Genomic DNA, 14,644 nt, shown 5'->3' with positions numbered 1-14,644 from the left:
TGGCTAAGGCACCATGCAACAACATAAATGGCGTCACTTTATAGGCCTGCGCCAGTGTCTGTAATTGCGCCCCTATCTGGGCTGATAAAGACCCAGTGACCACCTCCCCTTCATGCCCTTTGCTATCGGGTCGAGGCTTATCCAACTGCAAACTATGTAACGGCGGTGCCTCATCCAGTTGCTTCTCCCAATAATCTAACTGGGCTGTCAGCACTTCGCCTTGCAGCCAGTTTCGTTGCCAAAGCGCATAATCCGCATATTGGATCGCCAGTGGCTCGCCATACAACGCCTCGCCCTTGACCGCTTGCGTATAAAAGTGCCCAAACTCTTGCACTAAGATGTCCATTGACCAACCATCTGATGCAATGTGGTGCATATTGAACAGCAACGCGCCACGTGTTTGCGACAAAGACACATAACTGACTCGGACCATGTTATCGTGCGCTAAATCAAAAGGTTGTGCCGCATCTTCGCAAATAAGCTGACGCAGTGCTTGCTGCTGTTGTGCTGGGCTTAAGTTATCTAACTCAATCTGTTTGATGCTAAACGGCTGGGGCTCACCGATATGCTGTACCACACCGTCTGCCGTGTCGCGATAAACCGAGCGCAGCACCTCATGACGCGCCACAATTTCGCTTAACGCCGCTTGCGCGGCTGCCACATCAAAGTGCCCGGTTAGCTCAAAAGCCGCTGGCATATTGTATTGGGCACTGCCACCTTGTAATTGATCGATAAACCACAAGCGCTGCTGGGCGTAGGATAAAACAACATTGCTTTGCAAAGACTGATCACGGGTTTCAACAATAGGGCGACATGTAGTAGTCGGCGCTCGCTCGATCACTAGAGCTAATTCAGACAGCATTGATGCAGAAAATACATCTTCGACCGTCAATTCAACACCACACTCTTTACGAACTTGGGCGATCACTCGCACCGCCATCAAAGAATGACCACCGACTTCAAAGAAGTTTGCATTTGTACTTAACCGTTTGGCATCTAAATTAAGTAATTCACTCCAGATTTTCACCAAACTATGCTCAGCATCAGACTGAGGAGCGAGATATTCGTTACTGTTTAAGGTCTTCTCTAATTGTGGCAAAGCACGGCGGTCAATTTTGCCATTATCAGTCAAAGGCCAGCTATCTATAAGTAATACCCAGTGTGGGATCATATAGTCTGGCAATACAGCTTTTAGTTCATGCCTAATGTGAGCACTAAAATCATCTGTAGAAACTGCCTTCACAGGCTTAACATAGGCGACTAACGAATCCTGTTCGACGACAACAAGAGACTCTTCGACCGATGCCAAACCTTTTAGTTGCAGCTCCACTTCTTCAAGCTCAATTCGATATCCCCTAAGTTTTACTTGGTGGTCTTTTCGACCAATAAACTCAATATCCCCACTTTCGAGATAACGAACTAAATCTCCTGTACGATACAACCTGCCATCACCCGAACTGTTATAAGGGTTTTTAATAAACTGGTTTGCGGTAAGTTCAAACCGGTTAAGGTATCCGAACGCTAATCCATCACCGCCTAGGTATAACTCACCAACAGCGCCATAAGGCGTTAACTGTAACCGCTCAGTCAAGATATAGGTTTGCGTACCGTTAATGGCACGGCCAATTGGGATTGATTTCGGAATATCATGTAAAGTAGGAATGGATTTACAGCAACTAAAAGTCGTGTTTTCTGTTGGCCCATAGCCGTTAATGAATTGCGTGTTTGGTAAACGTGTTTGTGCTCTTTTCACCGCTGTTGGACTGAGGCGATCTCCCCCTGCGAGCACCCACTGCAAACAGCTCGGTAAAGAAGTTTCATGACTCCATAATTCGAAAAGTCCAGCGGTAAACCAAGCCGTATTAACTTGCCCACTGCGAATGGTGCTATTTAAACGAGATAGATCAGCATCAGCTCCTGTGTATATAACAACACAACCCCCATTGAGTAACCCACCCCAGATCTCAAATGTCGCAGCGTCAAACGCCACTGAAGCCGCATGCAGTAACCGTGTATTTTCATTAAGCACTACATAGTTCGTGTCACAAACTAGGTTAACGATACCACGGTGTGATATCTGCACTCCTTTTGGCTTACCAGTAGACCCCGATGTATACATCACATAAGCGAGTGAAGACGCGCTGGCACTGTCAACATGCATAACAGGGAGCTGAATATTACACTGCGTACATTCATCAATATTGAGCACAGTACACAGCTGAGCCTCTAACGCACATACCCATTCACTGCCACTAACTACATAGTCAACACCTGCATCCTCGATCATAAAAGCAACCCGATTAAGTGGCAGTTTTGGATCCAATGGAATATAGGCAAGCCCTGATTTTAAGATAGCTAGCGTACAGATAATAAAATCAACTGTACGAGGCAAATATATTCCGACAACCGCACCTTTAGTTATCGAGTGTTGCAGTATGTATGCCTGTAAAGTGTCGACTCTTCTACTGAGTTCAAGATAAGACAGCGTGACACCATCACAACAAATGGCTGGATTGTCGGGATATTTACTTACCATGCTATTAAACAAGTGAGGTATGGATGCTGTGTCAGGATACGCTGAAGTTGGGCGATTCATTGCGTGAACCAAATGATTAACTTCAGACTCACAAAGCATGTCTATATTGTTTAAGTCACCAGATGGCTTGCCGAGAAGGTTAGTTAACAACTGGCCGAAATGATGCTCCAATTGCACAATACGCTTATTGGCAAACAGATTTGGGTCATATATCCACGTAAGATCAATACCTCTTTTATGAATATTGATATTCAATTCCAGATCAAATTTGGCAATATTTTGTTGCACGGGAGCAACTGTCATCGTTGCATCACCAAGAATAGTTTCTTGTCCTAAACGACTCGCCTCACCAGCAAACTCCGACTCTGTCGTCATGACAATTTGAAATATTGGTGAATGAGATTTGCTACGACTTACGCCTAGATGTTCAACGATTAATTCGAAAGGCACATCACTGTTTGCTTGTACTTGCAAATGTATTGTTCGAACATGCTCTAGGTAACTTTCAATGTCATAGTGATCCGTTGAGATCCGGATCGGTAGCGTGTTAATAAATAACCCAACCAAAGGTTCCAAATCGGTTTGCGTTCGGTTCGCGATGGGAGTTCCAATCACGATATCTGAATTATTGCCATGTCGAGTTAATACGAGTGCTAGCACTGCATGACAAAGCATAAACGGCGTCATTCTTAGCTTTTTAGCTAGGTGTTGTAATTGGTTAGCAAGTTCTTGCGATAAGGTTGAGGTATGTACGCCACCCGCATATTTGTGTTGAACGGCTCTTGGGTTATCTAAATACAAGCTATGAGTCGTTGGCGCTTGCGCAAGATGCGTTTTCCAAAATGCTAAAGGCTCAGTTAACTTTTCTGCGTTTAGCCATTGTTTTTGCCAACAAGCATAATCACTATATTGGATATTTAGCGCTCTAAGCGGTTCACTTTGCCCATTTAAAATCGCGTTGTACAGTATCGAGAACTCTTGCAAAAGTATCTCAACTGACCATCCGTCAGCAGCTATATGATGTAATGTTAAGTAAAAAAAGCCAGCTTCCTTTCCCTGCTCACGCCAGTGAAAATATTTCGCCCGCAATGGAAGTGCTTTTGCTAAATCAAATGTTTGTTGGGACTCTTTGGCGAGTACCTCTAACAGCTTTTGCTCTCTATCCGTACCATCTAACTCACTCAAATCATGAGAGTCGATGTGCACATCAGCTTTTTCATTGATGTATTGAAAGGGCTTTCCATCACGCTCTACGTAAATTGTCCTAAGCACATCATGACGCAAACAAATTTTTCGCAACGCTTCGGTTGCAACGAAAACATCAAACACACCATCAATTCGAAACACTCCTGGCATATTGTACTGATGGCGCCCCACACCAAACTGGTCAATGAACCACAGTTGCTCCTGGGCATAAGAAAGCGGATATAGCTCTGCCTTGGGTTGTTTGATAATTTTACCGGCTTGAACGGTGACAGCGCATCGCTCAATCGCATTAGCCATAATAGCTAAGCTGTCTGCATCAAATACATCACTTAGTGATATCTCTTTAGCAAATTGACTACGTATCATTGCAACAAGTTGCATTGCAAGTAATGAATGCCCTCCGAGGGCAAAGAAGTTGCTATCTCGACCAATACCTTGAATATCAACGCTCAGCAATTGAGACCAAATTTTACTCAGTCTTTTTTCTACTTCACCTTGCGGGGCTTCATTCGCGCTTTGGTGGTGCTCATGTTTTTTTACCCAATCAGACAAGCATTGCTTATCAACTTTTCCATTTGGTGTAAGAGGTAACCTACTTAATGCATATAATTTAGAAGGCACCATATAAGCTGGCAGTAAAGCACTGATAGCCGTTTTTAGTTCAGTCAATAAAAAACGCCGCGAGCTTTCCCGAGTGTCGGTAAATACAACATGACCAATCAATCTATTTTGCTCATTGATATCAGCTTCGATGGTCACCGCACTCAAAGCAACCATATCAATATCAGCTATTTTTCTTTCTATTTCAGCAGGTTCGACACGATATCCATTCACATTGACTTGATCATCACAGCGGCCTAAATAAATAAACGAACCGTCGTTATCAAGGTATGCGAGATCTCCCGTAGCATATATCCTTTTTTGTAAACCTTTATGCAAAATGAATTTTTGTTGAGTAAGGTCGTCACGGTGTATATATCCATTGGCTATACACCGTCCGCCTATATGTAGTTCACCTTCAATTCCCAAAGGACATACTTGACCATGTTGATCTAGCACGTAAACCTGACGTTCGCCCACGACCTGTCCAATCATGTCCTTTTCTACACATTTCTCTGACACTTGGTTAATTGTTGTTGTTACAACGCCTTCGGTCGGACCATATGCATTAAATAAACGACAAGTCTTAGAAATTGGATGCTTAAACCATTCAGTAATCGTGCGTGCAGTAAGAGATTCTCCACCTACAACAACTTTCTCCAAACTCAGTGTATTAAACGCACTGATGTATTCGGGGTGAAGTAATTGGGCTAAGTAAGCAGGAAGTAAGTCTGTTACGGTGATTTTATGAATATTTACATATTCAATGAACTGTGAGGGCGCAATAAGTTTATCAACAGCAAGGTGCAACTGCGCACCACTACACAAAGCAGCAAATGTTTGTTCAATGAAAGTGTCAAAGCTAAACGAAGCCATCTGGAAAAAACGCTCAGAATGGTCAAATTCAAAATAATCGATAATGCTTTGAATGTGTGTAGAAAGCGCAGAGTGGCTCACTTCAACCCCTTTCGGAGTGCCCGACGAACCGGATGTAAAAATAACGTAAGCGCGCTCATTTACAGCCACTTTATCAATTACAAAAGACGGCTCTAAACTACTGTGCTCTATCGCTTTTGACACAGAAATTGGCTGCAAGCCTTCTAGTTCGAATAGTGAAGTAAATTCAGCTTCTGTGCATACGTGGTGTAATCTCGCTTCGCTGCACATTACATGTAACCGCTCAGAAGGGTAAGTTGGGTCTAGTGGAATATACGCAGCACCACACTTTAGAATCCCAATTACCGCAACAACCAGCTCACATGAGGGCAGCAAAGATACGCCAACAAGATCTCCATGTTTGATGCCAATTTGTTCTTTTAAATAATGAGCAATGGCCGTCGACTTTGCATCAAGTTGCGCATATGTCAGTTTCTGATCACCAACAATCAGTGCAACTTTATCGGGCAAATGTTGACTTTGTAACGCAACAATTTCGTGAATTGGTTTGATTACCTCTCCCACCGAAGCACTCTTAGGTGTGTAACCAGAAAACTGTTCAATAATCTGATACTCGGAAGCTGGTATAAGCTGATATGAGTCTAAGGGCTGATTAGGCTGTGCTATAAACTGCTCAATGAGAAAATTAACTCTTGCCGCTATATTAGTGGCATCTTTCTGATCAAAGTAGCAACCGTTATAGTCAATCAAGATGTCTATGGTTTCGGCTTCTGTACATTCCCAAATCGTTAATGTAACGGGGGTTTTTTCGTGATTATGACTGAGATACGTCAGTTCGGCTGGCCCATCCCCCATATCTAACTGACTGTTTAGCTTAAGATAATTGAAGCCTATCTCAAATATATCTCGAATTGCACTTTCACCAACTTGTGTACGAAGCATATGGCTCATCGGAAAGCGCTGATGTCTAAATATGCTTTTCTGCTCCCTTTGTACACTTTGACTCAACTGACCAATATTTCGAGCAGAAGAGAAATCGATAAATAAAGGACTCACACTGGTAAACACACCGATCATGTTCTTCTGAGCGTGCCCTTTGCGATTATGTGATGGCACGCCCAACGTGAGCGAATCAAGCTGATAAGCTTTTGCGAAGTACAAGGCACAAAATGATAGGTATAACTGCGCGATCGACACGCCAAATTCAGCCGTATGCGTGAGCAATTGTTCATGCACGTTGCGCGGTAGTGAAAGTACTTTCCTACCACCTTTAACGGGGAGTCTATCGCCAGCAGCTGCGGTTTTTTTCACGCGTAATACAGGAGCTGATACCGTCTTTAAATAGTTTGTCCAAAAAGCCTGATCTTTTTTATAAAGTGTGGATTCCAAATAACGCGTATCTTGATCCACTATGTCTCGCCAGCAGAGCGTATCGCTCGAACACTGCTTGCCATATGCTTTTCCAAGTGCGTTTGCCCAATTTGCGAATCCCCAGCCATCCATGCATAAGTGATGAGCAAAGCCTATATACAGATACTCCGATGCACGTAATTTCAATAAATAAGCTTTAAACAAGGGACCATCGAGCACATTAATTGCCGTTTCGAATAACTCCTTAAGCCAGCGATTAGCATCCATCTCTGGTTCAAGGTGTGCACTAAAATCAATCAGCTCCAAGTGAATATTACGCTTGCTATCAATTATCTGAGTCGCGCCAACATCATTACCAATAATTCGAATACCAAATGCATCATACGTAGAAACAACATGCGCATGTGCAGATTTAATTTTCTCAATATCCAAGGTTTTAAATCGGATACATCCCCCCACGTTATACAACGGGCTATTGGGGTTTCTTAATTGATCGAAATAAATATCTTGCTGAGTTAATGTCAGAGAAAACTGACTAGAAGTATCACGTGCTTGCAACTCAATATCCTTCTATTATTTATAGCTCTCACTTGCCAGAACCTCTTTCTTTGATTCTTGTTGAACGGTTCTTTGCTGTGATAGTACACCCTGGTTCATCGTTAAAATTTGATCAGCCACCCAAAAGTAATGTTCATCATGACTTATCACCACAATGGTTTTATTCTGCCTTTTCAGGTCAGGTAAAATTTGTCTGTAAAACAAGTCTTTAAATACGGGATCCTGATCGGCTGCCCACTCATCGAAAAGATATAAAGGTTTATCCTCTAAAAATGCGACTAACAACGCCAAGCGCTTTTTTTGTCCATCGGATAATGAGATCGTTGAAAATTGACCATCATGTATTTCAACTTTGTGTTCTAGATGAAGTTCTTTGAGATATTTATGCGCTTTTTCCAACGCATCTTCGCTCAACTCTGTCAGAATTCGATCAAAAAGAAAGTAATCTGAATAAATTGCACATATTTCTTGTCGATAACTATTTATATTGCTCGCTGTTACGGGAGAGTTACCAAAATAAACTTGACCATCACTAGGCATATTGTGAAGAGTGATCAGCTTACTCAGTGTTGATTTACCTGAGCCATTTCCACCCACCAAAAAGGTGATTTCTCCTTTTTTGATAGTAAAATCGAGCGGTCCTATATGAAAACCACGCTCATCACCATCTTGATCATAACTATATTCAACTGATTTAAATGAAACTTGACGCCAAGTTTCAACTGGGTGAATACCCAGATCGATATTTTCTCGCGGGATCTTTGCTAATAGCGTTTTTACTTTTTGGTAGGAAACAAATGATTGAGCTAGGGTCGGGATAGAGTTAATGATGATACCAATTGGCCCTATAATATAGAGCAATATCATTATTACGCCCACCAGCTCTTGCTTAGTAATCGAGTAATAATTAATAAAAACAAAGCTGACTAGACCAATAACAAGAAAGCAAATAAGCTCTCCAAAACTTGTCGTCGCTTCAAGAAGTGATTGTGCCGATTTATTCTTAGCCTTTATTTCTTGCTCAGAACGCTCAATATGTACTTTATAAAACTCAGCTCGCTTGCGTTCATTTATTTTCAGTTCTTTGGCACCATATATAAGTCCATGCACACCTTTTTGCAAATCATCATAGCTGGTTCGAACTTGCATAAACAAACGGTTAGCAAAAACCCGCGGAAGCTGATAAATACATACCCCAATAAAAATTGCCAAAATAACCAACTTAAAAATATCGGGATTCAGATATAACAAAAAACCCAACATTCCGACTACTGATACTAGGTTAATTAAAATACTTGGAAATAACCGGGCTCCAGCGACAACTCGAGGTACATCAATATTGATTGATGCGATTAGTCGAGATGCGCCAATTTTCTCAATCGATGATACAGGTGCGTATGAGATTTGATCATACAGGTTAAAACGAAAGTCTTTGGTAACGTCCGTCGATACCCTTATCAGCATAATTTCGGAGATAGCTCGTGCCAATAGTATTAAAAAACAGGCTATAAAATAGGTCGCAGCTATCGAGTATTCAGCAACTTCGATACCCCAAATGAGATCATTGCTGCTTTCTAGTCCATCAAACTTTGGATCCTGAGGTGTTATCCCAGCAAGCAATAACGGTATAAGTGCCGAGTAGCTCATCCCAGCTAGAACCCCCAAAACAACAGAGAAAAACACGAAGTTCGGAGATTTTTTTGTAAATACTTCAAATAGCTTCATGACTACTTATTCCTACTTTTCTGGTGCCACTGGCGGTAACAAACGTAGCTTTGTTACATCGTGGAAAGTGCTTAACTCAAACCGATTGAATTTCTCAACCATATCGTCGTAATGTGTACTGAATAGCTGACCTGATTGGCCTGTTGAATTCATAAACCAGTGATGAGTTGGATCCTCGCTAAGTTGTATTATTTGCCTAAATCCAGCCCCAAAAGTTTGTACGTAACCTTTGGTCTTATCGAAGTGAGCACTCGCTACATTGACAGCATTTTCAGCTCCACCACTACTGATCCTCCTTTCAAAAATGCTATCGAGTAATTTAAAATGGCTGAATGGCGTGTGAGCATAGAGTGTTTTATGATGCTCACCCCATTGCCAATTGGCCATATTGCTTCCAGCTAATTTGTTCAGTTCATCCAGAGATTTTTGTAAAGATAAGTACAGGGTGTCTTGACAGCTTTCGAGCTGCTCAGTCTTAACATCATCACACCAACGCGGCTCACTCTTAATCGCCTCAACAATCGTGCTATTCGGAATAGCTGACAATACTGCATTTAGATTTTCGGACTCATACTGTTTATTCCAGCGATGTTTTAGTTCATCACCGAATAGACGTGACTTGAAGTGACGTCGCCAACCATAAAAGATCGTCGCCCCTATACTCTGTGGCGTGGCGTCCCCATTCCATGATTGTAAAATAGCCAAAGCTTGTGCTTGCTGTTCACTTTGTGCAGGTAAAGACGCAAACACGCTTCTCAAAGGTTCAACGGATAAATCTTTATTGTCTTTCTGAATTCGTACCATATCCTCTTCAGTCACCGATTTATCGTCAGAGATCATCTGTTCCAACATCTGAGTAATACGTTCAGACCTCGCTGGTAATGCCCAATTAGCTGAAATAAAATAGGGATATTGATCGTCGGTTATATCATCATTAGCTGAAACCAAATAACCCCGTTCTGGATTAAATTCAGAAGGCATATTGTCAAAAGGTATAAAGCCCTGCCAATCATTCTTAGGATCAGAACCATCCACTGGAGTATGGCCTTTCCCGACGCCTCTAATGGGAACCTGCCCGACGCCTATGTAGCCAATGTTATTTTCAGTGTCTGCATAAAGAATATTCAGCGCTGGTGCAATGTGATGCCTCAAAGCCTGTTTAAAAGCAGGCCAATCTTGGGCGTAGCTCATTCTATAAAATGATTCATACGTGGTGTCCTGCGAGCTCAACGCAGTCCACTTCAATGCCATGGGTAACTTTGCGCCTGAAACGGCATCACTAATAATTGGGCCATGAACAGATCGCCTTACCTCAATTTCAACAGGTTTCAGCGCTTTTCGTAAATTGGCAGGAAAGTCTTGTTTAACGTGAATATATTCAAGCGAAACATCAAAACTTTTCCATTGTTGATCATATCGATACTGCTGTGGATTTGCAGGGTTCAATTCTTCGATAAACAAATCTTGTGCATCAGCCATCATGTTTGTTCCACCCCACGCAATTCGCTGATTGCGACCAAACACAATTGATGGAAGGCCCACCAAACTCATTCCTTGAGCAGATAAATTTTTGCCATTTTGAGAAACGGCATACCACAGAGAGGGAATTTGTAAGCCTAAATGTGGATCATTAGCCAAAAATGGCTGACCGGTTTTTGTATGCTTACCTGAGACTACCCATGCGTTACTACCAACGTATTTTCCGCCGATATGAAATTGTTGCTGCAAGTATTCTTGCAACGAATCTAACTCACGAAGGGAGTCAATACTGGCATTGTGATTTCTGGGTAGGTCATTAGCGAGACTAGCAAAATGTGGAAAAATAAAATCTAACTGAGCTTTGGGTAAATATTGCGCACTTATATAGTGCCCCAACTCTTCTCGAAAGTTGCCAGCCAGATCCAATGCGAAATATTTTGACCATGCTAACGAGTCAACCGCACGCCAATGTTCAGGCTTAATATCAAGTATGGTAAATTCAATTGGAAGCTGTCGAGTTTCATCAATCCAGGCATTAATACCAGCAGCATACAACTCTAATGACTTTCGTGCCTCAGGGCTGAGCACTTCCATTGAACCTTCAGCTGCGTTATATAGGCCTAAAGTGCGCATCCACACATCTAGGTCGACACTAGATTTACCAAATACTTCGCTCATTCGACCCTGAATCAATCTTCTTTGTAACTCTAATTGCCAGAGACGATCCTGAGCGTGTACGTAACCCATTGCATAATAAACATCTTGGTCCTGCTGAGCATTTATGTATACAACACCATTTTCGTCTCTACTGATCTCTATATCTTTAACCAGATTACCGGAAATAGTTTGCTCAGATAACTTAGGCAATGGTTCGATTAACCAAGCCTTAAAAGCAAATGCTATTAAGATAAAGCAGGGGATCACCAAAAAAGCAATCGCCCTAGATAAAAGCGGAAATCGAGCAAACACAAACACCTCAACACACAAAAACGCAACACACATTGCGTTTTAGTTAATTAAAAAGCAAAGAGTAACAAAAGCAAGGGAAAGAGAAAGTGCTGAAATATTAAACAACCACTGTCACTCTTCCTTGTATTGAAAACTAAGTTCATTACCTGACACAAAAAGAACATCAACTTTTATCACATAAAAATCAGCAAATTAAAAAAATACAAAGCATTTAACCGCTGATAATATTGCTAGATTAAAAATGAAATTAATCTTCCCTGCATTATTAAGGACACTATTAAATGCAAGACTGACTAAAAAAACAACCCATTCTCGCAACAAAGTTAAAAAAAATTAAACAGAAAAACGTAATAGAATATTTTATTTTTAACAACTTTTACAATTCGTGAGAAAAACCATTCTCTCTATATCAAGAAACAAATTAGAGAATACGTAGGTACGTTAAAGTATGAAAAGGGTGAACTTAGAAAAATATAATTAGCTAAATCATCAAGATATTGGCGATAATATGTTTTGTTTTTGATGAAATCTTGCCTACATAGCATGAATATTCTTTGTTCAAATTGGGTGAATTATGTTCATATATGCATGAATTCATAAAAACAAAGTAAGCAGGATCAGTAATATTTTCTTACAAGGATAAAAGTGTGTATGGCGAACAAATGAGTCAAATCCGCGATAAGAAAAAAGGAACCTCAACAACCAATACAAGTAGTGAGTTTGTAATTAGCAATTATGGCTCTTCTCTATAAGACAAAATAACATTCTAATTTCAATAAATATTTGCTATTATTAGGGTTGTGGAACACATCATACTATTTGACTAAGCTAGTAACAAAATCAGCAACATAGGAAATATTTTTAAGACCATATCATCATGAATAAATTTACGATACGCTCTCAATTTGACCTAATGTTTGAACAATTATCTCTCTTTTGCGAAGAACTTGCTCAAGCCGAGATAAAAAAGGCTATTTACTTTGAGCTTCCGAAAATTGAAAAAGAGCAAGAACAAAAAGCACCAACCCATATTCCTGTCATAAAACATACAGGCAACGATGCTTTAGCAAAAATTATCTCTGGATATAAGGACTTATTCGTTGATGAAAAAGTAAGCGGTAAAGTGATGCAACGACATCCGGGGTTATTGTGTGTAAATGATAAAGATGAGGTACTGCAAGCACGCCTTAAAACGGTGAATGACGCAAAGTTGAAATTCAAAGAGCTCATTTTAGAGATCCCAAATAATGATGCTCGTTTTGAAGCCGTTCACAGCGCAATTCCCTCTTTGCTTACGCTTGCAAGCTATCGAAAAATTCACAGTGAAACAGCTATACCCTATTCGGTCCGATTTACCTGGATGACCAAACATGCCACCCGCACTTTATCCAAAGAAGCAGCCATGGATATGTTGGAACGTTCATCAAATTATTCCAACCCTCGGATGATCGATCAGCAGTCATGGCATAACTTGGTTGAACAAGAAAAGTTACGTGTCAGTAGCCTAAAAGCGAAAAGTAAATTACGAATTCGCAGGCCAACTCGCGTTTCACCTGAGGTAAATGTGCGATTTACAGCCCAGAAACGCTATCATGTCAGCGCAGCATTACCATTTATTTTGTTTAATCCAAACCCTGAAACCAAACTCGGTGTACTCACAGACTATGAAAAAAATGAAAATCACCCTAGAAAACGAGAATATAACTTTTTAGTAGACCGCATTTATTTAGAACAAGTGAATTAAAAAAGGCTCCAACTAGGAGCCCTTTTACAATTAATTAAATTACTTTTTTACAATTTCTTCCAACGTGTCTTCATCAATCACTTCTGCATTTTCGACGATACGCTTTCCACCTTGGATCTCGATGCGTTTGTGATGCTTATTCAATGCTAGAATTTCCTCACAGAACTGTGCTGATGGATGCATTTCATAAACATAATCAATAATTAAGCCGCTTTTATCATCTTTTACATTGGTAATGCTATATTCAGAAATAGCGCCTTTTTCAATTAGATCTTTCATTGTTGTGGTCATATCACGGCGTAACGCTTTTAATTTATTCTCTGAAATTTCATCAGTGGAATAAATCGAACCATACTTTTCCATAATAGACAGCAAGCGAAAATGATATGTTTTACCAGGTGCCGCATAACGCCACAAATGGTAAAGACGTAGCATCATCCAACGTGACAAACCACGTTTAAGTTCTTGTGCACTATTGAAGTAATAACCTTTATACTCCAAATTATCGATCATGTTATGAACAAAAGCATTTAAACAAGCTACACACTTAATATTGCCGCCTTGACCTTTTTTACCACTAAAATGTAGTGACGATAAAAAGTTCATATTTGACTCATAAAACGAGTCATCGATATCCGAGTTTTTGGTGTCAGTTGCTGAGTACTTAAACGAGAGCTTAGAACCTTGTAATGCTTCTAACGATTCTTTAATTTGGGGGTAAGGCATTGATTGACCCACGGCTTTAAGCTCTTGCGCCAATTCATTCATAGAAAAAATAACCGCGTACTGAATACCCGACTTGAAGTTAATTTTAACAATCTTGCCTTTCGAAGCTAAACGAATAAGCGCTCGCTCTACTTTTTCTTCTCTATCCGATGGCCAAACGAGGTATTCTAGATCCTCACCATCTTTTTTGGTGCTAACTACCGCAGGGGTAATTTTGATCTCACCCTCGTAAAGAATCCCATCAACCTTTTCCGAGATGCGACGGGTTACGATGGTTTTCTTTGGTGCTTCCTCTAACGGCAACTTTTTATGCCCAGAACGAACAAAGCGACCCCAAAGATCGTAATGATTGAAGGTATTCGAATAAGCGCGTAAGCCATGGGCAGCGTTTTCTAAAGATATCCGAACATCTTTATTATCAGTGAATAACGCTAAGCTTTCATTGTCGATAGCACTTTCCACACCATGGATCTGACCTCGCAACGAATCTGGCAAGTTATCTACTGAGATGTTCACCTTTCGGCTCATTGTTCTACTTCCAAAATTATATGACAGCTTATAACAACATATTCATCAGCAAAAGTTAACGACTTAAGTTAGTAAAAATATGATCTGCTCGTAAAATTTTCATTGAGATCGTAATTTTACTAACTCATGCACACTACAGATCGATATTTTACTAACTTAAACGAGATCTGATGCAAAAACATGATCATTAGAAGCGAATTTACGCCCCTAACAGACTGATTTTAAAGCAGCCTGTGCATAACTCAATCACTTCTTGGTATAGATCCGATCTGTACTAAGAAAAGATCTGATCTTTTATTACTAAA

General features: G+C 40.6%; 5 protein-coding genes. 1 reads left to right on the top strand and 4 read right to left on the bottom strand.

Annotation, left to right across the window (positions count from 1 at the left end; genetic code table 11):
* The 3 genes from ACW689_RS07385 to ACW689_RS07375 form a co-directional block, all read right to left on the bottom strand.
* Positions 1 to 7,168, bottom strand: a 7,168-nt coding sequence (locus ACW689_RS07385) for an amino acid adenylation domain-containing protein (RefSeq protein WP_476289862.1), incomplete at its 3' end; no start/stop codon positions are given.
* Positions 7,169 to 7,183: 15 nt separating this feature from the next.
* Positions 7,184 to 8,893, bottom strand: coding sequence for a cyclic peptide export ABC transporter (locus tag ACW689_RS07380; RefSeq protein ID WP_476289860.1), 1,710 nt, complete (start codon positions 8,891 to 8,893; stop codon positions 7,184 to 7,186).
* Between the two features lie 12 nt (positions 8,894 to 8,905).
* Positions 8,906 to 11,341 (bottom strand): penicillin acylase family protein, encoded by a 2,436-nt coding sequence (locus ACW689_RS07375; RefSeq protein WP_476289858.1) that lies wholly within the window; start codon positions 11,339 to 11,341, stop codon positions 8,906 to 8,908.
* Between the two features lie 877 nt (positions 11,342 to 12,218).
* On the opposite strand from ACW689_RS07375, the gene ACW689_RS07370 reads away from it, so the two are divergent.
* A complete protein-coding gene (locus ACW689_RS07370) occupies positions 12,219 to 13,085 on the top strand; it encodes a DNA replication terminus site-binding protein (RefSeq protein ID WP_476289856.1) in 867 nt (288 codons plus the stop codon).
* Positions 13,086 to 13,124: 39 nt separating this feature from the next.
* On the opposite strand, the gene ACW689_RS07365 is transcribed toward ACW689_RS07370, so the two are convergent.
* Positions 13,125 to 14,339 carry a replication protein A gene (locus ACW689_RS07365; protein ID WP_476289854.1) on the bottom strand — a complete coding sequence of 405 codons (1,215 nt, stop codon included), beginning with the start codon at positions 14,337 to 14,339 and terminating at the stop codon, positions 13,125 to 13,127.
* Positions 14,340 to 14,644: the final 305 nt, after the last annotated feature.

Source organism: Pseudoalteromonas sp. ABE4_541 (assembly GCF_056312285.1).
This window is presented reverse-complemented; position numbering and strand designations above follow the sequence as displayed.